Genomic DNA, 21,224 nt, shown 5'->3' on the forward strand with positions numbered 1-21,224 from the left:
CCTCTGAATAGTTATTGAAGCGAGCCGCCTGATATTACACTTTTTATCCGAAATCAGCCACGCACCCAGCCTTTACGTATAGGTAAGGCGAAACAGAAGCGATACCATAATTGCAGCTTCTGGTAGAGCATTGCCCCCACAGCCTGCCAGATAATCTGGGCGCTAAGGCAACCAATCATTCCTGCCAACAATCCACCGAGCATGTCCAGCGGCCAGTGAACACCGAGATAAACACGTGACCAGGCAATGACCACCGCCAGCGTCATGAGGATTGCGCCTGACCACAGGCGATGCCAGCATAAAAATGCCAGCGCAAAGGTAAATATCACTGTGCCGTGATCGCTTGGGAAAGAGTCATCCGCCGCATGATGCAGGAAGTTATAGCCGATATGATCAACAAACGGACGGTCGTGCGGAAATAAGTGCCCCATCGTCCAGGAAACAAACAGGCCGACCGCCAGCGCGATAGCGATTTTTATCACCAGTTGCCGTTGCGCTGTAAACCCCCATAGCCAAAGCACCGTAGCCAGCAGCGGTACTACAGTAATTAAATCTTTGGCAATAAAAATCGCTAACGAAATCATCCATTCGGATGAGTCTGGCGTCGCGTTAATAAGAGAGAATAATGAGTAATTCAGATTTTCCAGCATAACTTTCAGACTCAAAAGGTGATTATTGGGGAGCCATCAGGCAAGTCGATGAGCATAAAGTGCATGTTAAACAGGGTAAAGCGGCATCGTCTTATTTCACTTTCGGATTGGTTTACCACAGGGAATAGTAACGCGAAGGAATTAAATAAAGCTTAAAGAAAGAGTAGCTATACTCGGAATAATGTAAGAATGTGCTTAAGCGTGGTTTCACCTACAAAATTTGCTTTCTCGTTTGCCGCGCTTTTATTAAACTTTGCGCGATTATTATTGGCGAAGAAATTGCATGCAAAATAGATTAGCTTCCGGTGCCCGGCTTGGACGTCAGGCGTTACTTTTTCCTCTCTGTCTGGTGCTCTACGAATTCTCGACCTATATCGGCAATGATATGATTCAACCCGGTATGCTCGCTGTAGTGGAAGAGTATCAGGCGGGTATTGACTGGGTTCCTACTTCGATGACCGCTTACCTGGCGGGCGGGATGTTTTTACAGTGGCTCCTGGGACCGCTGTCGGATCGTATTGGCCGCCGTCCGGTGATGCTGGCGGGCGTGGTGTGGTTTATCGTCACCTGTCTGGCAATATTGTTGGCGCAAAACATTGAACAATTCACGCTATTACGCTTCCTGCAAGGGATAAGCCTTTGTTTCATTGGCGCTGTCGGATACGCCGCGATTCAGGAATCCTTCGAAGAGGCGGTTTGTATCAAGATCACCGCGCTGATGGCGAACGTGGCGCTGATTGCTCCGCTACTCGGTCCGCTGGTGGGCGCCGCATGGATTCATGTGCTGCCCTGGGAGGGGATGTTTGTCTTGTTTGCCGCATTGGCAGCGATCTCCTTTTTCGGTCTGCAACGCGCTATGCCGGAAACCGCCACGCGTATTGGTGAGAAACTGTCCCTGAAAGAGCTTGGGCATGACTACAAGCTGGTGCTGAAGAACGGTCGCTTTGTTGCCGGAGCTCTGGCGCTGGGGTTCGTCAGCCTGCCGTTGCTGGCGTGGATCGCCCAGTCACCAATTATCATTATCACTGGCGAAAAGTTGAGCAGCTATGAATATGGTTTGCTGCAAGTGCCAGTTTTCGGGGCGTTAATTGCGGGTAACTTGCTGTTAGCGCGTTTGACCTCGCGCCGCACCGTTCGTGCATTGATCATCATGGGCGGCTGGCCGATTATGATTGGCCTGTTAGTCGCCGCTGCCGCAACGGTTATCTCATCGCACGCGTATTTATGGATGACCGCCGGGTTAAGTATTTATGCTTTTGGTATTGGCCTGGCGAATGCGGGGCTGGTGCGATTAACCCTGTTTGCCAGCGATATGAGTAAAGGTACGGTTTCTGCGGCGATGGGGATGTTACAAATGCTGATCTTTACCGTCGGTATCGAAATCAGTAAACATGCCTGGCTGAACGGGGGCAACGGCCTGTTTAATCTCTTTAACCTTGCCAACGGAATTTTGTGGCTGCTGCTGATGTTTATCTTTTTAAAAGATAAACAAACAGGAAATTCAAACGACGGATAAGAAAATGCCTGGTTGCTTTGCACAATCAGGCATTCATGGATTAATGGTGATGGTCGTCGATTTGATGTTCGATAACCATCCCTTCGCCTACGCTGGCAAGGTGACGAACATACGGATGTGGGCGGTAAGCCGGCGCTGGAGTAGGCGCCACATAGACAGTTTGCGGTACAGTCGCGACGCTGACCGCTTGTGGAACGCTGACTGAATCGGGGACTACCACCACTTTGTATCCGCTCGGCACATCAACGGTGACACTTTGCGCCATTGCCACACCAGTAAAACTCAACAGAAACGCGCCCAGCAGTACACAATTTTTCATCATCATTTCGCCTGAAATAATCCAGAAGGGGAATTTCCGCGAATTATGCATCCTTCATTCAGGCATTGTGTTGCCGGGCGTGCTGCCGTTTTATTGATTAAATGGCGCTTCGTGCTTAAGAACTTTATCGATCACATCCAGTACGCCTTCACGGTTATTGGAGCCTGCGCGGTATTTCGCCGCAGCTACGACCGCGTTGCCGGCATTTTCCATCGCAAAGCTAAAGCCAGCCTGGCGCAGCATTTCGATATCGTTACCGCCATCACCAAAGACCACCACTTCACTGTCGTCTATTCCCCATAACTTCTGGAGTTGCCGCAGGCCATTGGCTTTATGTACGCCGGGGATAATCAGATCGATGCTACCGTTGCCGGTGTGAACCGGCACCATAATATCGCCAATCGAATCATGTAACTCTTTTTGCACTTGCGGAATCAGTTCATCGGAAAGATTCAGGCCAAACTTAAAGAAGATATCTTCTAAGTTGTCAAAGTTATCGACATATTCCAGACGGTGATAATACATTTCCGCCACCGTTTTCATGGCATCGTCATATTTTTTGAGGGTATAGGCGCTATTTTTTCCGCAGGCAATAATTTCCACTTCCGGGCGCGTCAGTAAATGTTCCACTACAGTGGTAAATGCATTTTTCGACAGCTTGCCATTAAAAACATCTTTGCCTTCGCTCACTACCCAACCGCCGTTTTCTGCCACAAAGGCAATTTCATCGGCAATTTCGGGGAAGAAAGAGATCAACTGATAATATTGATTCCCGCTGGCGACCACAAAGCGAATCCCTTGTGCTTTCATTTGCTGATATTGAGCCATAAACCGCTCGCGGTTATAGGTTTTTTGATCGCTTAAGAAAGTACCATCCATGTCTACCGCAATTAATTTAATGCTCATCAACTATTCTCCATCGCCGTCTGCGTTTTGGTATCGGGTTTGGCGACGGCCTTCGCGACAATAGCCGCGAGAATAACCAGCGCCAGTACAACCAGCATTGCACTACGTAATCCATAATGTTCGCCGAGATAGCCCAGCAGCGGCGGCCCGACGAGGAAAGCCAGATAACCGGTTGTTGCTACCACGCTGACGCGGGTCGGCGCATCGGGGCCGGTATCACTGGCGGCAGAAATGGTCAGTGGGAAGCCCAGAGAAGCTCCCAACCCCCAAAGGACAACAGACACCCCCGCGACCCAGGCGCTATCGACAAAAATAATCAGCCCAATACCCAACGCACCCATTAGCGCACTGGCCCGAACCACGGCAACGCGACTGTAACGGTCTATGAACCAACCGCCAGTGAAGCGTCCAACGGTCATCCCCAGGGTAAAACCGGCATAAATCAGCGAGCCGGAAGTAGGGCTAAAACCGTGACCATCAACCATTAATAAGGGTAACCAGTCGTTGGCAGAACCTTCTGCAAACGCCATCGCCAGCACCACGACACCAATCAATAGCAACTGGATATCGCGATAAAAAGGTACGCCTTTTTCGCCATGCTGCGTGCCATCGGCGGCATTTTTTCCTGTTCCGTCAGGGATTGCCTGAATGGCGATATAAATAGGTGCGATGCCGACCAGTGCCGCCAACAAAATATGCACAGTTGCCGGAACGCCAAAGGCCGTCAGCGCCATCCCGACACCAGCACCTGCCAGCGTGCCCAGGCTATAAAAGCCGTGCATCATCGGCAAAACCGTTTTATTCATTTCTCGCTCAACGGCGGCACCTTCAACGTTTATCGCCACTTCCGCAGAACCAAAACTGGCTCCAAAGACGCCAAGACCCACGGCAAAGAGCACGGGCGATGTCAGCCAGAGCGCCAGACTTAATATCATCATCCCGATCAACGCGCAGGACATCGTGACCAGGATGACATTACGCGTCCCAAAACGTTTCACTAACCACGCCGAGCAGAGAATTCCGCTCATCGAACCGATCGACAAGCCAAAGAGGACACCGCCCATTTCAGCGATCGAGACAGAAAGAATATCGCGGATAGCAGGCGTACGGGTTGCCCAGGATGCCATTAACAGGCCTGGCAAAAAGAAGAACATAAACAGCGCCCAGGTTCGGCGTTTCAAGGCATTACGTGAAGAATTTACGGTCATAGATCACGTCAAAAAAAGAAGAGGGAAGACAACATTAGCAAGGTTGTGTACATTTGTACACAATTGCAAAGAGAGGAAATGACATGCGTCGCGCTAACGATCCGCAACGGCGAGAAAAAATCATCCAGGCCACGCTGGAGGCGGTGAAACTTTACGGAATACATGCCGTTACACACCGCAAAATCGCTACCCTTGCCGGAGTGCCGTTGGGGTCGATGACCTACTATTTTTCAGGAATTGATGAGCTGCTGCTGGAGGCGTTCAGCAGTTTTACAGAGATAATGTCTAAGCAATATCAGGCATTTTTTAGTGATGTCAGTGATGCTTCAGGCGCCTGCCAGGCCATAACTGACATGATCTACAGCTCGCAGGTTGCAACGCCGGATAACATGGAACTGATGTATCAACTCTACGCATTGGCCAGCCGAAAACCGCTATTAAAAACGGTGATGCAAAACTGGATGCAGCGCAGTCAGCAAACGCTCGAACAATGGTTTGAACCCGGAACCGCCCGCGCGCTGGATGCATTTATTGAAGGGATGACACTGCATTTTGTCACTGACCGTAAGCCGCTATCGCGCGAGGATATTTTGCAGATGGTGGCGCAATTGGCAGGGCAGGAGATAAAATTCAGGCAACAAAAAACCCACCAACCTTGAACCGAAATGGCGGGGTTGATGGGCTCCACAAAATGGGGACATCAAAGAAAAGCAGTGGCACTAATTAAGACTGATGCCCCGAGGAAAAGTTCTGCGGTTGTGCAAAAAAATTTCATTTTTGGGGCAACTTCAGTTTTATCCGAGTCCTGGCCATACCATTACGATGATTGTCCCTGCCAACGTCAGCAGCACGTTAGCTATTGCATAAGTGCCCGCATAACCTAATGCCGGAATGTTGCTGCGCGCAGTGTCGCTGATGATCTCCATTGCTGGAGCACAAGTACGCGCGCCCATCATTGCACCGAACAACAGCGCGCGGTTCATGCGCAGCACGTAAGCGCCAAACAGGAAGCAAATAACAACAGGCACCAGGCTGACAATTAACCCGGCAATCAACATTTGACCGCCAATCGCGCCCAGGCCGTTATTGATGCCGCTGCCGGCACTTAAACCAACGCCCGCCATAAATACCATCAAACCGAACTCTTTCACCATGCTTAACGCGCCCTGGGGAATATAGCCGAAGGTTGGGTGGTTCGCTCGCATAAAGCCCAGCATAATACCAGCGAATAACAATCCGGCGGCGTTACCCATGCCGAAGCTGAATGTGCTGAACTGGAAGGTTATCATCCCGATCATCAGACCGATGACAAAGAACGCGCAGAATGCCAGTAGATCAGTAACCTGGCTGTGAATCGAGATAAAGCCGATGCGATCGGCGATGGTTTTCACGCGACGGGCATCGCCGCTCACCTGCAATACATCGCCTTTATTAAGCACCACGTTATCGTCGATCGGCATTTCGATCTGGCTGCGAATGACGCGGTTAAGGAAACAACCGTGATCGGTCAGCTTCAGTTGTGCCAGACGTTTACCGACAGCGTTATGGTTTTTGACGACCACCTCTTCAGTGACGATACGCATGTCGAGAAGGTCTCGATCAAAAACTTCTTTACCATTACGGAAGCTGGGATCGAGTCGGGCGTGGGCGTCGGGATAGCCTACCAACGCTATTTCATCGCCCATCTGTAGCACGGCGTCACCATCCGGATTTGCCAGAATCCCGTTACGACGAATACGTTCAATGTAGCAACCTGTTTGTCGATAAATACCCAGTTCACGCAAGTTTTTGCCGTCGGCCCAGGCGACCAGTTCCGGGCCGACGCGGTAGGCGCGAATTACCGGCAGATAGACTTTACGGCTGGCGTCGGTGTCCAGACCTCGCTCACGAGCGATTTGCTGGGCGCTGGTCTGTAAGTCCTGATGCTGCAACTTAGGCAAGTAACGCGCACCGACAATCAAACTCACCAGGCCAATCAAATAGGTTAATGCATACCCGAGGCTTAAATTATCCAGTGCCGCAGAGAGTTGCCTGCTTTCTATTCCAGAGTGGCGTAAGGTATCGCCCGCACCAACCAAAACCGGTGTTGATGTCATTGAGCCAGCCAACATACCAGCCGTCAGGCCGATGTCCCAGCCAAACAACTTACCCAGCCCTAAGGCGATCAGCAGTGCACTACCGACCATTACCAGGGCTAACATTAGGTAATTTTTACCATCGCGGAAAAAAATGGAAAAAAAGTTGGGTCCGGCTTCGACCCCGACGCAGAAAATAAACAGCATAAAGCCAAGATTAAGCGCGTCGGTGTTAATACTGAAATGTTGTTGCCCTAATAACAGTGATACGACTAAAACGCCAATGGAATTACCCAGTTGGATTGAACCAAGTCGTAATTTTCCGAGACATAGTCCAAGCGCGAGGACCACGAATAATAACAGAATGTAATTCCCATTTAACAATTCGGCGACGTTTATATTCACGGAGACTAACTTCTTGTTTACGAGTAAGCTGTTGAAAGAAATGGTAATTTAAGATAATGTTTTTACCTGAATTCAGAGCGCAGATTCATTCAGCGCACTTAATCAATAGTAAAGTAACAATATATTTTACTAGTGTAATCACATTAGATACCAACGGCTATAAGAATTGTGTTGGCCTATATTAGCATGGAATGCGAAGCGGCTTTATCTTACTGAGCGCCACACCGGCGAAAAATGTGTTCGATAGAGGCAGTGTCAGGAGGAACATGTGAAACATAAACAACATTGGGCGGGGGCAATTTGCTGTTTTGTCCTCTTTATTGTGGTGTGCCTTTTTCTGGCGACACATATGAAGGGAGCTTTTCGGGCTGCCGGGCACCCTGAAATCGGCTTACTGTTTTTCATTCTTCCTGGGGCTGTAGCCAGCTTTTTTTCGCGGCGTAGAGAAGTCCTTAAACCACTGTTTGGCGCAATGCTGGCAGCACCCTGTTCTATGTTAATTATGCGTCTGTTTTTTTCACCATCACGCTCATTCTGGCAGGAGCTGGCGTGGTTGTTGAGTGCCGTCTTCTGGTGTGCGCTGGGCGCGTTATGTTTTTTGTTTATTAGTAGCTTGTTCAGGCCACAACACAGAAAAAATCAATAAAGCCCTCAAACAGAGAGGGCTTATCCGGTAATCAGGCGTCAAGATTCTCTTTCACCCAGGCAGCAAAATCGGTATAGCCACCGATGTGTTGCTGATCGACAAAAATCTGCGGTACGGTTTCTACCGGCTTGCCAGCTTTCTGTTGCAGATCCTCTTTAGTGATCCCTTCAGCACGAATATCCACATACTGATAGTGAAAATCATCGTGTTCATTACTTAACTTTTCTGCCAAATCTTTGGCACGCACGCAGTAAGGGCAACCCGGACGACCGAAAATAACGGTTTGCATTGGCTTTCTCCATTTATCTGTCATGTGTGCATGATCACGCCAAATCTTATTCGCTGAAAGTAGGTTTAACCTGTTGCATTGATTGCTTAAAGCTATAACTGTTAAGCACAACGCGGCGAAAGGTTTTAAACTGGCAGCTCACTTTGCAGAGGGAAGTTTATGCGCGCGATCGAACCTGTTGCATTGATTGCTTAAAGCTATAACTGTTAAGCACAACGCGGCGAAAGGTTTTAAACTGGCAGCTCACTTTGCAGAGGGAAGTTTATGCGCGCGATCGGTAAATTGCCTAAAAGCGTGTTGATACTGGAATTTATTGGAATGATGTTACTGGCGGCGGCGCTGCTGTCGATAAGTGACAACTTTTCGCTTCCAGCGCCGTTTTCTACGCCAGAAGCGCAAATTCTGATGATTTTTCTCGGTGTTTTGCTCATGCTTCCCGCTGCGGTGGTGGTTATTCTTCAGGTGGCAAAACGGCTGGCCCCGCAACTGATGAATCATCCACTGGAATCTTCACGTTCAGAAAGAGAAAAAGATAATGACGCCAACCATTGAACTTATTTGTGGTCACCGCTCCATTCGCCATTTCACTGATGAACCTATCTCCGCTGAACAGCGTGAGGCGATTATCAACAGCGCCCGTGCGACCTCCAGTTCCAGCTTTTTGCAGTGTAGTAGCATTATTCGCATTACCGACCCCGCATTGCGTGAAGCCCTGGTGCCGCTGACCGGTGGGCAAAAACACGTTGCGCAAGCGGCGGAGTTTTGGGTGTTTTGCGCCGACTTTAACCGTCATTTGCAGATCTGCCCGGATGCTCAACTCGGCCTGGCAGAACAGTTGTTGCTCGGTGTTGTTGATACGGCGATGATGGCGCAAAATGCCTTAACCGCAGCGGAATCGTTGGGGTTGGGCGGTGTATATATTGGCGGCTTGCGCAATAACATTGAAGCGGTGACGGAGCTGCTGAAATTACCAAAGCATGTTCTGCCGCTGTTTGGCCTGTGTCTCGGCTGGCCTGCGGATAACCCGGATCTCAAGCCGCGTTTACCGGCCTCCATTTTGGTGCATGAAAACAGCTATCAACCGCTGGATAAAGACGCACTGGCGCAGTATGACGAGCAACTGGCGGAATATTATCTTACCCGTGGCAGCAATAATCGCCGGGATACCTGGAGCGATCATATTCGCCGGACGATTATCAAAGAAAGCCGTCCTTTTATTCTCGATTATTTGCATAAACAAGGTTGGGCGACGCGCTAAAACCGTTACGGCGATGTATTATACGCGGGCTTTTGACCAGGTCTGACAGAGAGGTGCAGGGTGAAAATTGCCATATTGTCCCGGGATGGAACGCTCTATTCGTGTAAGCGGTTGCGTGAAGCCGCCATACAGCGTGGTCACCTGGTTGAAATTCTCGATCCGCTTTCTTGCTACATGGACATAAATCCTGCGGCGTCTTCCATTCACTACAAAGGCCGTAAGTTACCCCATTTTGATGCAGTGATCCCACGTATTGGCACTGCTATAACCTTTTATGGGACGGCGGCGCTACGCCAGTTCGAAATGCTGGGCAGTTATCCGCTGAATGAATCGGTCGCGATTGCCCGGGCGCGTGACAAATTGCGTTCCATGCAACTGCTGGCGCGTCAGGGCATTGACCTGCCTGTCACGGGGATTGCGCATTCGCCGGATGATACCAGCGACTTAATCGATATGGTCGGTGGTGCGCCGCTGGTAGTTAAGCTGGTCGAAGGCACGCAGGGAATTGGTGTGGTGCTGGCGGAAACGCGCCAGGCGGCAGAAAGCGTGATTGATGCTTTTCGCGGCCTGAACGCCCATATTCTGGTGCAGGAATATATCAAAGAGGCGCAAGGGTGCGATATCCGCTGTCTGGTCGTCGGTGATGAAGTTGTCGCGGCGATTGAACGGCGGGCGAAAGAGGGCGATTTTCGCTCCAATTTGCATCGTGGCGGCGCGGCAAGCATCGCCAGTATCACGCCGAAAGAGCGTGAGATCGCCATCAAAGCCGCGCGAACGATGGCGCTGGATGTTGCCGGTGTGGATATTCTGCGTGCCAATCGCGGACCGTTGGTGATGGAGGTGAATGCGTCGCCGGGGCTGGAAGGAATAGAAAAAACCACCGGTATCGACATTGCGGGTAAAATGATCCGCTGGATCGAACGCCACGCCACGGCAGAATATTGCCTGAAAACGGGTGGTTAGTCGCAATCACATTACTGATCATGGTTTTGCCTGCGCTTTTTGCGTAAGCTGTGCCAGTCTTTTTATCGGAAGAGGTTGTACAAAATTATGACATCGCTGGTCGTTCCTGGTCTGGATACGTTGCGTCAATGGCTCGATGACCTGGGGATGAGTTTTTTTGAATGTGATAACTGTCAGGCTTTGCATCTGCCCCATATGCAGAATTTCGACGGTGTCTTTGATGCCAAAATCGACCTGATTGATAACACAATCCTGTTTTCTGCCATGGCGGAAGTCAGGCCTTCAGCCGTGTTGCCGCTGGCGGCGGATTTATCAGCCATCAATGCCAGCTCACTGACCGTGAAAGCATTTCTCGATATGCAGGATGATAATCTGCCAAAGCTGGTGGTTTGCCAGTCTTTATCTGTTATGCAGGGCGTAACCTATGAACAGTTTGCATGGTTTGTACGCCAGAGCGAAGAGCAGATTTCAATGGTCATCCTCGAAGCTAATGCCCATCAGCTGCTGTTGCCGACTGACGATGAAGGGCAAAACAACGTTACCGAAAACTATTTCCTTCACTGATAACTTTCTTCGAGCACGCAGTCGCTGCCGCAGTGACTGCGCGTCGTAATATTTCCTGCTGATTTTAACCTTTCATTAAAGATTATTTCACTTCTATTGTGCCAGATTTGCTTTATCACATAGAGCAAATGCGCATAAAAATTTGTTAAATACCGTTTTTTAATTACAGCTATAGTTTCAAACCCTGGCTAAAGTTATTCTTGCGAGGCTTTTATATAGCGAGCAATGCTGGCCGGGAGAGAGTTCTCTTTTCTTGCACCGCGCCGATAAAAAATATGCACGTTTATTGCATATCTTTCAGTGTGACAACTTTTGTTCGTTTGTTAACGAACTTTCAGAAGGAAAGAGATATGACCGCCTTAAATAAAAAATGGCTATCGGGTCTGATTGCGGGTGCTCTGATGGCCGTCTCTGTCGGCACGCTCGCGACTGAACAAAAAACACTCCACATTTATAACTGGTCTGATTATATCGCCCCGGATACGGTGGCAAATTTTGAAAAAGAGACCGGTATTAAAGTCGTCTACGATGTTTTTGATTCCAACGAAGTGCTGGAAGGCAAATTAATGGCGGGGAGTACCGGTTTTGACCTGGTCGTGCCGTCAGCCAGCTTTCTGGAGCGCCAGTTGACTGCGGGAGTATTCCAGCCGCTGGATAAAAGCAAATTGCCGGAGTGGAAGAATCTCGATCCAGAACTGCTGAAGCTGGTGGCAAAACACGATCCCGACAATAAATTTGCTATGCCGTATATGTGGGCGACTACCGGGATTGGGTATAACGTCGATAAAGTCAAAGCAGTGCTGGGCGAAAACGCGCCGGTCGATAGCTGGGACTTGATCCTCAAACCAGAAAATCTGGAAAAACTGAAAAGCTGTGGTGTCTCTTTCCTCGATGCGCCGGAAGAAGTTTTTGCCACTGTGTTGAATTATCTTGGTAAAGATCCGAACAGCACCAAAGCGGATGATTACACCGGACCGGCTACCGATCTGCTGTTAAAACTGCGCCCGAATATTCGTTATTTCCACTCTTCCCAGTACATCAATGACCTGGCAAATGGCGATATTTGCGTAGCTATCGGCTGGGCGGGTGATGTCTGGCAGGCTTCTAACCGTGCGAAAGAAGCGAAGAACGGCGTGAATGTCTCCTTCTCGATTCCTAAAGAAGGGGCGATGGCGTTCTTTGATGTTTTCGCCATGCCGGCAGATGCCAAAAACAAAGACGAAGCGTATCAGTTCCTGAATTATCTGCTGCGCCCGGATGTGGTGGCACATATCTCTGACCATGTGTTCTATGCCAACGCCAATAAAGCAGCTACGCCGCTGGTGAGTGCGGAAGTGCGTGATAATCCAGGGATTTATCCTCCGGCGGACGTTCGCGCCAAAATGTTCACCCTGCAAGTGCAGGATCCGAAAATCGATCGTGTGCGCACCCGCGCGTGGACCAAAGTGAAGAGCGGAAAATAATCCGCTGCCGTAGATGCCGGACGGGCGCACCACTCCCGCCGGCAATTCGCACCATCCTGGTGCGCTTGCACACATTAAATGCCGGAGAGCAGCCGTGAATGACGCTATCCCTCGCCCGCAGGCGAAAAGTCGTAAGTCGCTGACACCACTATTAGAAATCCGCAATTTGACCAAATCTTACGATGGTCAACACGCGGTCGATGATGTCAGTCTGACCATTTATAAAGGCGAAATCTTTGCACTGCTGGGCGCATCCGGCTGTGGCAAGTCCACGCTGCTGCGTATGTTAGCAGGTTTCGAACAACCTTCTGCCGGGCAAATTATGCTTGATGGTGTTGATTTGTCACAGGTTCCGCCTTATCTGCGCCCCATCAACATGATGTTCCAGTCCTACGCGCTATTCCCCCATATGACCGTGGAGCAAAACATTGCTTTTGGTCTGAAACAAGACAAGTTACCAAAAGCGGAAATTGCCAGTCGGGTCAATGAAATGCTGGGGCTGGTGCATATGCAGGAGTTTGCCAAACGCAAACCGCATCAGCTTTCCGGTGGCCAACGTCAGCGAGTGGCGCTGGCACGAAGCCTCGCTAAACGCCCGAAACTATTACTGCTCGATGAACCGATGGGCGCGCTGGATAAAAAACTGCGCGACCGGATGCAGCTTGAAGTGGTGGATATTCTGGAGCGTGTCGGCGTGACCTGTGTGATGGTAACGCACGATCAGGAAGAGGCGATGACCATGGCGGGGCGCATCGCGATTATGAATCGCGGTAAATTTGTTCAGATTGGCGAGCCGGAGGAAATTTATGAGCACCCGACGACACGATATAGCGCCGAGTTCATTGGATCGGTCAATGTTTTCGAAGGGCTGCTAAAGGAACGCCAGGAAGATGGCCTGTTGCTTTATTCGCCTGGGCTGGTGCATCCGTTGAAAGTCGATCCCGATGCGTCGGTGGTGGATAACGTGCCGGTGCATGTGGCGCTGCGTCCGGAAAAAATCATGCTCTGTGACGAACCGCCTGCTGATGGCTGCAATTTTGCAGTGGGAGAGGTGACACATATTGCCTATCTCGGTGATTTGTCTGTTTATCATGTCCGCCTGAAAAGCGGGCAGATGATCAGCGCCCAGTTACAAAACGCCCATCGTTTTCGCAAAGGGTTACCGACCTGGGGCGATGAAGTTCGTTTGTGCTGGGAATCAGACAGTTGTGTGGTGCTGACGGTTTAAGGAGCAAAGATGAGTACACTTGAACCTGCTGCCCAGCCGGGCGGATTAAAGCAGTGGCTTACACAGTGGCAAATGAAGCACGGTCGCAAACTGGTGATTGCGCTGCCGTATATCTGGTTGATTTTGTTGTTTCTGCTGCCATTTCTTATCGTCTTTAAAATAAGCCTGGCTGAGATGGCGCGCGCCATTCCGCCTTATACCGAACTGATGGAGTGGGCTGACGGGCAACTGTCTGTCACCCTCAATCTCGGCAATTTCCTGCAACTGACTGACGATCCGCTCTATTTCGATGCTTATCTCCAGTCGTTACAGGTGGCGGCGATTTCGACCGTTTGTTGCTTATTGCTCGGCTATCCGCTGGCGTGGGCAGTGGCGCACAGTAAACCTTCGACCCGCAATATCTTATTGCTGCTGGTGATCCTGCCTTCGTGGACCTCATTTTTGATCCGCGTTTACGCCTGGATGGGAATACTAAAAAACAATGGCGTGCTGAATAATTTCCTGCTGTGGCTGGGGGTTATCGATCAGCCGCTGACCATTCTGCATACCAATCTGGCCGTTTATATCGGCATTGTTTACGCCTATGTGCCGTTTATGGTGTTGCCTATCTACACCGCGTTAACTCGCATTGATTATTCGCTGGTGGAAGCCGCGCTGGATCTCGGCGCGCGTCCGCTGAAGACTTTCTTTACGGTGATTGTGCCGCTTACCAAAGGTGGGATTATCGCCGGATCGATGCTGGTTTTCATTCCGGCGGTGGGTGAGTTTGTGATCCCGGAACTGCTCGGCGGCCCGGACAGCATCATGATCGGGCGCGTTCTGTGGCAGGAGTTTTTCAATAACCGTGACTGGCCGGTGGCCTCAGCGGTGGCAATCGTTATGTTATTGCTGCTGATTGTGCCAATTATGTGGTTCCACAAATATCAGCAAAAAAGCGTGGGGGAACACGGATGAATAATTTACCGGTCGTTCGTTCGCCCTGGCGAATGGTGATTTTGTTGCTGGGCTTCACCTTTCTCTATGCGCCGATGCTGATGCTGGTCATCTATTCATTTAACAGTTCGAAGCTGGTGACGGTGTGGGCCGGTTGGTCAACGCGCTGGTACGGCGAGTTATTGCGTGATGATGCGATGATGAGTGCGGTCGGCTTAAGTCTGACGATTGCCGCCTGTGCGGCGACGGCGGCGGCAATTCTTGGAACTATCGCGGCGGTTGTGCTGGTACGCTTTGGGCGGTTTCGTGGATCAAATGGCTTTGCCTTTATGATCACCGCGCCGCTAGTCATGCCGGATGTGATCACTGGCCTGTCGCTGTTGTTATTGTTCGTTGCTCTTGCTCATGCGATCGGCTGGCCTGCCGATCGCGGTATGTTAACTATCTGGCTGGCGCACGTGACCTTCTGTACGGCTTATGTGGCAGTTGTTATTTCTTCGCGTCTGCGGGAACTGGATCGCTCCATTGAAGAAGCGGCGATGGATCTCGGCGCGACGCCGCTGAAGGTGTTTTTCGTCATTACACTACCGATGATCATGCCGGCGATCATTTCTGGCTGGTTACTGGCTTTTACTCTGTCGCTTGATGATCTGGTGATCGCCAGCTTTGTTTCCGGGCCGGGAGCCACCACCTTACCAATGCTGGTCTTCTCCAGCGTGCGGATGGGGGTGAATCCGGAAATCAACGCCCTGGCAACATTGATTCTCGGCGCGGTAGGAATTGTCGGATTTATCGCCTGGTATTTAATGGCGCGCGCAGAAAAGCAGCGGATACGCGATATCCAGCGTGCAAGACGTGGCTGAAGACACTAAAATTTGCCAACCTGGCTACATAATGCCGCGCATGTCGCGGCATTGTTTTCATGGAAGACGAAACGTTGGGATTTTTTAAGAAAACATCTTCATCACATGCTCGCCTGAATGTGCCTGCACTGGTGCAGGTGGCGGCGCTCGCCATTATTATGATCCGTGGCCTCGACGTGCTGATGATTTTCAATACGCTGGGCGTGCGCGGTATCGGCGAGTTCATACATCGCAGCGTACAAACCTGGAGTTTAACGCTGGTCTTTCTAAGCAGCCTTGCGCTGGTTTTTATTGAAATCTGGTGTGCGTTTTCGCTGGTGAAAGGGCGTCGCCTGGCGCGCTGGCTGTATCTGCTGACGCAAATCACGGCCGCCAGTTATCTGTGGGCAGCTTCGCTCGGTTATGGTTACCCTGAGCTGTTCAGCATTCCCGGTGAATCGAAACGCGAAATCTTCCATAGTCTGATGTTACAAAAGCTGCCGGACATGCTCATCTTATTGCTGCTGTTTGTTCCCGCCACCAGTCGGCGGTTCTTCCAGTTGCAATAATGTGTATAATCCTCGCCCCTGATGATGTGAAGGTCAATGTATGCAGTGCGCACTTTACGACGCGGATCGCTGCCGCTCCTGTCAGTGGATAACGCAGCCGATTCCAGAGCAACTCTCCGCTAAAACCACCGATCTTAAAAATCTGTTGGCCGATTTTCCGGTCGCGGAATGGTGCGCGCCGGTGTCTGGCCCGGAACAAGGGTTTCGCAATAAAGCCAAAATGGTGGTGAGTGGTAGCGTTGAAAAACCACTGCTCGGAATGCTACACCGCGACGGTACGCCAGAAGATCTTTGCGACTGTCCGCTTTACCCTGCCTCATTTGCGCCTGTTTTTGCGGCGCTAAAACCGTTTATCGCCCGTGCGGGGCTGACGCCCTACAACGTGGCGCGCAAACGTGGCGAACTGAAATATATTCTGCTGACTGAAAGCCAGATGGATGGCGGTATGATGCTGCGCTTTGTACTGCGCTCTGAAACCAAGCTGGCGCAACTGCGTAAGGCGCTGCCGTGGTTACAGGCGCAACTGCCGCAGCTAAAAGTCATTACCGTCAATATTCAGCCAGTGCATATGGCGATAATGGAAGGGGAGACGGAGATCTACCTGACCGAACAGCAGGCGCTGGCAGAGCGTTTTAATGACGTGCCGCTGTGGATCCGCCCGCAAAGTTTCTTCCAGACGAATCCGGCGGTCGCCAGCCAGCTGTACGCCACCGCGCGTGACTGGGTGCGGCAATTGCCGGTAAATCATATGTGGGATCTGTTCTGCGGTGTTGGTGGTTTTGGTTTGCATTGCGCAACGCCAGAAATGCAGCTAACGGGGATTGAAATTGCGCCAGAAGCGATAGCCTGTGCGAAACAATCTGCTGCTGAACTGGCTCTAACGCGTCTGCAATTTCAGGCGCTGGACTCCACTCAGTTTGCCACCGCTCAGGGCGAAGTGCCGGAGCTGGTGCTGGTTAATCCACCGCGTCGCGGCATTGGTAAACCGCTGTGTGATTATCTTTCGACGATGGCACCGCATTTTATTATCTACTCAAGCTGTAACGCCCAAACGATGGCGAAAGATATCCGCGAACTGCCAGGATATCGCATTGAGCGGGTACAGCTTTTCGATATGTTCCCCCACACCGCACATTATGAAGTGCTGACGCTGCTGGTGAAGCAATAAAAAAGCCGCATCTGCGGCTTCAGATCGCAGACCTGGTGCGCTTTGTTCATGCCGGATGCGGCGTGAACGCCTTATCCGGCCTACAAATCGTGCTAAATCAATACATTGCAGAGTCGATGTTGGCCTGATAAGCGTAGCGCATCAGGCATCTTACTTTCGTCTCAGTCTCAATTACTGCGGAAACCACTGATCGCTGATTTTCTGATATGTACCGTCTGCTTTAACGGCTGCCAGTGCGTTATTCAGTTTCTCCAGCAGAGCTTTGTTATCCGGACGTACAGCGATGCCCAGACCGGTGCCGAAGTACTGCGGATCGGTTACTTTCTCAGTCGCAACGCCCAGTTGCGGATTGGTTTTCAGCCACTCATTAACTACCGCTGTATCACCAAATACCCCATCAATACGACCATTTTTCAGGTCGATAAATGCATTCTGATAACTGTCATAAGAGACGGTTTTCACTTCCGGATGCTGATCCTGAATATATTTTTGGTGGGTAGTGCCGTTTTCCATACCAATACGTTTACCTTTCAGGTCGGCAAAAGTCTTATAGGTATCTTTTTTGGCAATCACAACGGCTGAGTTTTCGTAATAGGGGGTGGTAAAGGCGACCTGTTTGCTACGTTCCGGTGTGATGTCCATCCCGGAAATCACTGCGTCATATTTTCTGAATTTCAGTGACGGGATCAGGCTGTCGAAAGCGTGATTAGTAAAAGTACATTCTGCCTGCATTTGTTTGCATAACGCCTTTGCCAGATCGATATCAAAGCCGACGATCTGGTTGTTCGCATCCATCGATTCGAATGGCGGATAAGTGGCAGAGACGCCGAAATTGATTTTCTCTGCGGCAGAAGCGCCGAATGCACAGGATGCAAGTAATGCGGCAAGAACTAGCTTTTTCATGATGGAACTCCCGTCTGTCAATCTTATGATTATTAGCCGTGTCTGCGGCATGGATTTACAATGCCATCAAATGAATTTATATGCAATAAATATGATTAAATAGTTTGCGAGAGATAAAAAAAGACGGACAACTTAGTGGGTTGCCCGTCTTCATTATAAGGATTTATGCACTATGTGGGCCGGATAAGGCGTTTACGCCGCATCCGGCACAGGCACCGTGCAGGTGTCTGATGCGACGCTGGCGCGTCTTCTCAGACCTACAAAACCCCCCGGCGAATGTGTACGCAGTCACATTAATTCCGACGTTCAAATGCCAGTGCTTTACGCTCAATCAGACGCATCATCAGCGTCAGCAGGCCGTTGACGACGAGGTAAATAATCCCCGCCGCGCCAAACACCATTACGTCGTAGGTGCGTCCGTACAGTAACTGGCTGTAGCCCATCACTTCCATTAGCGTAATGGTGTATGCCAGAGAGGTACTTTTGAACACCAGCACCACTTCGTTGGAATAAGACGAGAGCGAGCGTTTAAAGGCATACGGCAGAAGGATCGCCAGCGTATCTTTTTTGCTCATTCCCAGCGCGCTACAGGACTGCCATTGACCTTCCGGGATCGCGCGAATCGCCCCGTAAAACAGCTGCGTGGTATACGCCGCACTGTTCAGCGACAATGCAATTAGCGCACACAGCCACGGTTCCGACAGCAAATGCCACAGCGCCGGATACTCCTGCAACGTCGGGAACTGACCTGGTCCGTAGTAAATCAGGAAGATTTGCACCAGCAGCGGTGTACCGGTAAACAGCGTGATATAACCACGCACCAGCCACACCAGCACCGGCGTTTTTAGCGTCAGGATGATGGTAAAAATCAACGCCAGAATCAGCGCCACAATCAGCGAGGCAACCGTCAGGGTCAGGCTGGTATGCAGCCCTTTCATCAGTTCGGGTAAATACTCAAGCATCAGCCAGGTCTCCGCTCAAAACGTGTCGCGCGCAGGTCAATGCGTTTGAGAATGTACTGGCTCAACAGGGTAATCACCAGGTAAATCGCCGCCGCCACAATGTACCAGGTGAACGGTTCCTGGGTACGGGTGGCGATGCTTTTGGTTTGCAGCATTAAATCATTCACACTAATCAAACTGACCAGCGCGGTATCTTTCAGCAGTACCAGCCACTGGTTGCCGAGACCAGGCAGCGCATGACGCCACATCTGCGGCATCACCAGACGGAAAAAGATAGCCGATTTCGACAGCCCCAGCGCCTGACCCGATTCCCACTGACCCACCGGCACCGCTTTCAGTGCGCCACGCAGAGTTTGCGAAGCATAAGCGGCATACAGCAGTGACAGAGCGATAACACCGCAAAGGAACGGACTGACATCGAAGTTTTCAATCTGCATCTGCACCGGGATCTCTACAATCCCAAGATTGATGGTGAAGCCATCCGCAAGCGTCAGCAGTAACTGCGAGGAGCCAAAATAGATAAACAGCACCACCAGAATTTCTGGCAGGCCGCGTAGAATCGCCACCAGCGCCGAACCTGCCCACGCAACAGGGCGCCATTTTGCTGACTCCCATACTGCAAAGAACATCGCCAGCGCCAGTCCGACAATCAATGCACAAACGGCAAGGCCGACGGTCATCCCGGCGGCGCTTGCTAAAGGAAAAAATTCATTCATCAGGAATTACTTCTGGAACCATTTGTTGTAGATGGTTTCGTAAGTGCCATCTTTCTTCACTTTTTCCAGCGCAGTATTAAATTTCTGCTGCAGTTCAGTGTTGCCCTGACGTACTGCGATGCCGAGGCCAGTACCGAAGTAATCTTTATCGGTCACTTTGTCGCCCACTGCCGCCAGTTTCGGGTTATCTTTCAGCCATTCGGTTACTACTGCGGTGTCACCGAATACACCGTCGATACGCCCGTTTTGCAGATCCAGTTTTGCGTTCTGGTAGCTGTCATACGGAACTGTGGTGATTTCCGGATGTTTATCCATAATGAATTTCTGGTGTGTCGTCCCGTTCTGCACACCGACTTTCTTGCCTTTCAGCTGATCAACGCTGGTGTATTTACCTTGCTGACCCACAAACAGGGCGGAGTTGTCATAGTACGGGGTGGTGAACAGCACCTGTTTTTCGCGCTCTGGAGTGATATCCATACCCGCCATAACGGCGTCCACACGGCGGAATTTCAGACTCGGGATCAGGCTGTCAAATGCCTGGTTGGAGAAAGTACAGGTTGCATCAATCTCTTTACACAGCGCCTGTGCGAGGTCGACGTCAAAACCGACGATCTGGTTATTCGCGTCTATAGATTCAAACGGAGGATAGGAGGCTTCGGTAGCAAAACGAATGGTTTCGGCAGCTGTGGCGGAAAGACTAAAACCTGCAATTAACGCGGCAATCAGAACTTTTTTCATTGTCGTTATCCCGAATCTTTAGTGAGAGAGATAGTTTTTAAATGCTTCGGTTTGCGGCTCGGTAAAGCAGCGCGCGTCGCCTTGTTCAACGATGTGACCGTTTTCCATATACACCACACGGCTGGCGGTTTTACGCGCCACTTCAACTTCGTGGGTGACGATCACCTGGGTAATATTGGTCTCCGCCAGCTCACGAATGATGCTGACGATTTGTGCCGTAATTTCCGGATCCAGCGCGGCGGTCGGTTCATCAAACAGCAGTACCTGCGGCTCCATCATCAGCGCACGGGCAATAGCAACACGTTGTTGCTGACCACCAGAAAGGTGCAGCGGGTAACGATCGCTATAAGGTTTGAGACGCAGACGCTCCAGCAGTTTTTCTGCACGAGCCAGCGCCTGATCTTTACTCAAGCCGAGTACGCGGCATGGCGCTTCGATCAGGTTTTGCTGTACGGTGAGATGCGGCCACAGATTGTATTGCTGAAACACCATGCCGACGTTGCGACGCAGGTCGCGAATCGCTTTGTCTGACGGTGTTTTGGTGAAATCGAAATGGTTGCCTGCAATGTTGAGCGTACCGGAGCGCGGCATCTCAAGCAGATTGAGTACACGCAGCAGCGAGCTTTTCCCCGCGCCGCTGGGGCCAAGTAACACCAGCGTTTCGCCCTGCGGGCAATCCAGCGTGATATCGAACAGCGCCTGATGTGCGCCGTAGAAGCAATTAATGCCGTTTAATTGAATACTCATTGACACTCGTATACTGGCAGTCTGATAGCTATTGAGGTCGAAGATAGTACCTTTGACAGAATAATTATGCAATATTTCTGCTTTAAAAGTTAAAAGCAAAGCGCATTATTCAATAAACATAGCACAAAATAACGGGGGCGTTGTTCGGCGAGCATA

24 protein-coding genes are annotated in these 21,224 nt (G+C 50.7%); 13 read left to right on the forward strand and 11 right to left on the reverse strand.

Going from position 1 to position 21,224, the window contains the following annotated elements:
- Nucleotides 1-53: 53 nt before the first annotated feature.
- Nucleotides 54-650 carry an undecaprenyl-diphosphate phosphatase gene (ybjG, locus tag RGV86_RS20225; RefSeq protein WP_085460559.1) on the reverse strand — a complete coding sequence of 199 codons (597 nt, stop codon included), beginning with the start codon at nucleotides 648-650 and terminating at the stop codon, nucleotides 54-56.
- Nucleotides 651-933: 283 nt separating this feature from the next.
- Here ybjG and mdfA point away from each other — a divergent pair, with 283 nt between their 5' ends.
- Nucleotides 934-2,166: a multidrug efflux MFS transporter MdfA gene (mdfA, locus tag RGV86_RS20230; protein ID WP_010347523.1), complete on the forward strand. Its 1,233-nt coding sequence runs from the start codon at nucleotides 934-936 to the stop codon at nucleotides 2,164-2,166.
- Nucleotides 2,167-2,206: 40 nt separating this feature from the next.
- Here mdfA and ybjH read toward each other — a convergent pair whose 3' ends face one another.
- The 3 genes from ybjH to RGV86_RS20245 form a co-directional block, all read right to left on the reverse strand.
- Nucleotides 2,207-2,491, reverse strand: a complete 285-nt coding sequence (gene ybjH, locus RGV86_RS20235) for a protein YbjH (protein WP_077629224.1) — start codon at nucleotides 2,489-2,491, stop codon at nucleotides 2,207-2,209.
- Between the two features lie 84 nt (nucleotides 2,492-2,575).
- Nucleotides 2,576-3,391 (reverse strand): 5-amino-6-(5-phospho-D-ribitylamino)uracil phosphatase, encoded by an 816-nt coding sequence (ybjI, locus tag RGV86_RS20240; RefSeq protein ID WP_010347526.1) that lies wholly within the window; start codon nucleotides 3,389-3,391, stop codon nucleotides 2,576-2,578.
- Nucleotides 3,391-4,599 carry an MFS transporter gene (locus RGV86_RS20245; protein ID WP_000217871.1) on the reverse strand — a complete coding sequence of 403 codons (1,209 nt, stop codon included), beginning with the start codon at nucleotides 4,597-4,599 and terminating at the stop codon, nucleotides 3,391-3,393. The genes ybjI and RGV86_RS20245 overlap by 1 nt, the downstream gene beginning before the upstream one ends.
- 83 nt (nucleotides 4,600-4,682) lie before the next feature.
- Between RGV86_RS20245 and rcdA the strand changes: the two genes are divergently transcribed.
- Nucleotides 4,683-5,258: a DNA-binding transcriptional regulator RcdA gene (gene rcdA / locus RGV86_RS20250; protein WP_001250444.1), complete on the forward strand. Its 576-nt coding sequence runs from the start codon at nucleotides 4,683-4,685 to the stop codon at nucleotides 5,256-5,258.
- A 135-nt stretch (nucleotides 5,259-5,393) separates the two neighbouring features.
- Here the strand turns inward: rcdA and RGV86_RS20255 are convergent, their stop codons facing one another.
- Complete coding sequence (locus tag RGV86_RS20255) at nucleotides 5,394-7,079, reverse strand: aspartate:alanine antiporter (protein ID WP_001024863.1); 1,686 nt, start codon at nucleotides 7,077-7,079, stop codon at nucleotides 5,394-5,396.
- Nucleotides 7,080-7,347: 268 nt separating this feature from the next.
- On the opposite strand from RGV86_RS20255, the gene RGV86_RS20260 reads away from it, so the two are divergent.
- Nucleotides 7,348-7,725, forward strand: a complete 378-nt coding sequence (locus RGV86_RS20260; RefSeq protein WP_000681103.1) for an inner membrane protein YbjM — start codon at nucleotides 7,348-7,350, stop codon at nucleotides 7,723-7,725.
- Between the two features lie 31 nt (nucleotides 7,726-7,756).
- Here RGV86_RS20260 and grxA read toward each other — a convergent pair whose 3' ends face one another.
- Nucleotides 7,757-8,014: a glutaredoxin 1 gene (gene grxA / locus RGV86_RS20265; protein WP_001195223.1), complete on the reverse strand. Its 258-nt coding sequence runs from the start codon at nucleotides 8,012-8,014 to the stop codon at nucleotides 7,757-7,759.
- A 264-nt stretch (nucleotides 8,015-8,278) separates the two neighbouring features.
- On the opposite strand from grxA, the gene RGV86_RS20270 reads away from it, so the two are divergent.
- From RGV86_RS20270 to rlmC, 10 genes are all read left to right on the forward strand, one after another.
- A complete protein-coding gene (locus RGV86_RS20270) occupies nucleotides 8,279-8,566 on the forward strand; it encodes a YbjC family protein (protein ID WP_001201565.1) in 288 nt (95 codons plus the stop codon).
- Nucleotides 8,550-9,272: a nitroreductase NfsA gene (gene nfsA, locus RGV86_RS20275; protein WP_021550513.1), complete on the forward strand. Its 723-nt coding sequence runs from the start codon at nucleotides 8,550-8,552 to the stop codon at nucleotides 9,270-9,272. The genes RGV86_RS20270 and nfsA overlap by 17 nt, the downstream gene beginning before the upstream one ends.
- A 60-nt stretch (nucleotides 9,273-9,332) precedes the next feature.
- On the forward strand, nucleotides 9,333-10,235 hold the full coding sequence (gene rimK / locus RGV86_RS20280; RefSeq protein WP_085460560.1) for a 30S ribosomal protein S6--L-glutamate ligase: 903 nt from the start codon (nucleotides 9,333-9,335) through the stop codon (nucleotides 10,233-10,235).
- Between the two features lie 87 nt (nucleotides 10,236-10,322).
- Entirely contained in the window at nucleotides 10,323-10,799 is a 477-nt protein-coding gene (locus tag RGV86_RS20285) for a type III secretion system chaperone family protein (protein WP_000203025.1), read from the forward strand.
- A 350-nt stretch (nucleotides 10,800-11,149) separates the two neighbouring features.
- Entirely contained in the window at nucleotides 11,150-12,262 is a 1,113-nt protein-coding gene (gene potF / locus RGV86_RS20290; RefSeq protein WP_085460561.1) for a spermidine/putrescine ABC transporter substrate-binding protein PotF, read from the forward strand.
- A 94-nt stretch (nucleotides 12,263-12,356) separates the two neighbouring features.
- Nucleotides 12,357-13,490 (forward strand): putrescine ABC transporter ATP-binding subunit PotG, encoded by a 1,134-nt coding sequence (gene potG, locus RGV86_RS20295; RefSeq protein WP_000995981.1) that lies wholly within the window; start codon nucleotides 12,357-12,359, stop codon nucleotides 13,488-13,490.
- A gap of 9 nt (nucleotides 13,491-13,499) precedes the next feature.
- Nucleotides 13,500-14,444 carry a putrescine ABC transporter permease PotH gene (potH, locus tag RGV86_RS20300; protein WP_000105411.1) on the forward strand — a complete coding sequence of 315 codons (945 nt, stop codon included), beginning with the start codon at nucleotides 13,500-13,502 and terminating at the stop codon, nucleotides 14,442-14,444.
- On the forward strand, nucleotides 14,441-15,286 hold the full coding sequence (gene potI / locus RGV86_RS20305) for a putrescine ABC transporter permease PotI (protein WP_085460562.1): 846 nt from the start codon (nucleotides 14,441-14,443) through the stop codon (nucleotides 15,284-15,286). Before potH ends, potI begins: the two co-directional genes overlap by 4 nt.
- 59 nt (nucleotides 15,287-15,345) lie before the next feature.
- Nucleotides 15,346-15,834 (forward strand): YbjO family protein, encoded by a 489-nt coding sequence (locus tag RGV86_RS20310; RefSeq protein ID WP_000389254.1) that lies wholly within the window; start codon nucleotides 15,346-15,348, stop codon nucleotides 15,832-15,834.
- A gap of 40 nt (nucleotides 15,835-15,874) precedes the next feature.
- Complete coding sequence (gene rlmC / locus RGV86_RS20315) at nucleotides 15,875-17,002, forward strand: 23S rRNA (uracil(747)-C(5))-methyltransferase RlmC (protein WP_309508448.1); 1,128 nt, start codon at nucleotides 15,875-15,877, stop codon at nucleotides 17,000-17,002.
- 171 nt (nucleotides 17,003-17,173) lie between these two features.
- On the opposite strand, the gene artJ is transcribed toward rlmC, so the two are convergent.
- The 5 genes from artJ to artP all read right to left on the reverse strand — a co-directional run bounded on the left by artJ (nucleotide 17,174) and on the right by artP (nucleotide 21,068).
- On the reverse strand, nucleotides 17,174-17,905 hold the full coding sequence (gene artJ, locus RGV86_RS20320; protein ID WP_010347547.1) for an arginine ABC transporter substrate-binding protein ArtJ: 732 nt from the start codon (nucleotides 17,903-17,905) through the stop codon (nucleotides 17,174-17,176).
- Between the two features lie 293 nt (nucleotides 17,906-18,198).
- The gene (gene artM, locus RGV86_RS20325) at nucleotides 18,199-18,867 is read right to left on the reverse strand and encodes an arginine ABC transporter permease ArtM (protein WP_000895401.1); all 669 of its coding nucleotides are present in this window, start codon (nucleotides 18,865-18,867) and stop codon (nucleotides 18,199-18,201) included.
- The gene (artQ, locus tag RGV86_RS20330) at nucleotides 18,867-19,583 is read right to left on the reverse strand and encodes an arginine ABC transporter permease ArtQ (RefSeq protein ID WP_309508447.1); all 717 of its coding nucleotides are present in this window, start codon (nucleotides 19,581-19,583) and stop codon (nucleotides 18,867-18,869) included. The genes artM and artQ overlap by 1 nt, the downstream gene beginning before the upstream one ends.
- A gap of 6 nt (nucleotides 19,584-19,589) precedes the next feature.
- Entirely contained in the window at nucleotides 19,590-20,321 is a 732-nt protein-coding gene (gene artI, locus RGV86_RS20335; protein WP_000756564.1) for an arginine ABC transporter substrate-binding protein ArtI, read from the reverse strand.
- A gap of 18 nt (nucleotides 20,322-20,339) precedes the next feature.
- Entirely contained in the window at nucleotides 20,340-21,068 is a 729-nt protein-coding gene (artP, locus tag RGV86_RS20340; RefSeq protein ID WP_000027204.1) for an arginine ABC transporter ATP-binding protein ArtP, read from the reverse strand.
- Nucleotides 21,069-21,224 lie beyond the last annotated feature (156 nt).

It is taken from the genome of Escherichia ruysiae (genome assembly GCF_031323975.1).
Classification (GTDB): Bacteria; Pseudomonadota; Gammaproteobacteria; order Enterobacterales; family Enterobacteriaceae; genus Escherichia; species Escherichia ruysiae.

Coding starts and splice junctions, on each gene's coding strand:
- nfsA (WP_021550513.1), top strand. CDS start 8,550: ATGACGCCAACCATTGAACTTATTTGTGGTCACCGCTCCATTCGCCAT.
- artM (WP_000895401.1), bottom strand. CDS start 18,867: ATGCTTGAGTATTTACCCGAACTGATGAAAGGGCTGCATACCAGCCTG.
- ybjI (WP_010347526.1), bottom strand. CDS start 3,391: ATGAGCATTAAATTAATTGCGGTAGACATGGATGGTACTTTCTTAAGC.
- artJ (WP_010347547.1), bottom strand. CDS start 17,905: ATGAAAAAGCTAGTTCTTGCCGCATTACTTGCATCCTGTGCATTCGGC.
- RGV86_RS20310 (WP_000389254.1), top strand. CDS start 15,346: ATGGAAGACGAAACGTTGGGATTTTTTAAGAAAACATCTTCATCACAT.
- RGV86_RS20270 (WP_001201565.1), top strand. CDS start 8,279: ATGCGCGCGATCGGTAAATTGCCTAAAAGCGTGTTGATACTGGAATTT.
- ybjG (WP_085460559.1), bottom strand. CDS start 650: ATGCTGGAAAATCTGAATTACTCATTATTCTCTCTTATTAACGCGACG.
- potH (WP_000105411.1), top strand. CDS start 13,500: ATGAGTACACTTGAACCTGCTGCCCAGCCGGGCGGATTAAAGCAGTGG.
- artI (WP_000756564.1), bottom strand. CDS start 20,321: ATGAAAAAAGTTCTGATTGCCGCGTTAATTGCAGGTTTTAGTCTTTCC.
- potI (WP_085460562.1), top strand. CDS start 14,441: ATGAATAATTTACCGGTCGTTCGTTCGCCCTGGCGAATGGTGATTTTG.
- RGV86_RS20245 (WP_000217871.1), bottom strand. CDS start 4,599: ATGACCGTAAATTCTTCACGTAATGCCTTGAAACGCCGAACCTGGGCG.
- rlmC (WP_309508448.1), top strand. CDS start 15,875: ATGCAGTGCGCACTTTACGACGCGGATCGCTGCCGCTCCTGTCAGTGG.
- RGV86_RS20285 (WP_000203025.1), top strand. CDS start 10,323: ATGACATCGCTGGTCGTTCCTGGTCTGGATACGTTGCGTCAATGGCTC.
- potF (WP_085460561.1), top strand. CDS start 11,150: ATGACCGCCTTAAATAAAAAATGGCTATCGGGTCTGATTGCGGGTGCT.
- artP (WP_000027204.1), bottom strand. CDS start 21,068: ATGAGTATTCAATTAAACGGCATTAATTGCTTCTACGGCGCACATCAG.
- rcdA (WP_001250444.1), top strand. CDS start 4,683: ATGCGTCGCGCTAACGATCCGCAACGGCGAGAAAAAATCATCCAGGCC.
- artQ (WP_309508447.1), bottom strand. CDS start 19,583: ATGAATGAATTTTTTCCTTTAGCAAGCGCCGCCGGGATGACCGTCGGC.
- ybjH (WP_077629224.1), bottom strand. CDS start 2,491: ATGATGATGAAAAATTGTGTACTGCTGGGCGCGTTTCTGTTGAGTTTT.
- mdfA (WP_010347523.1), top strand. CDS start 934: ATGCAAAATAGATTAGCTTCCGGTGCCCGGCTTGGACGTCAGGCGTTA.
- grxA (WP_001195223.1), bottom strand. CDS start 8,014: ATGCAAACCGTTATTTTCGGTCGTCCGGGTTGCCCTTACTGCGTGCGT.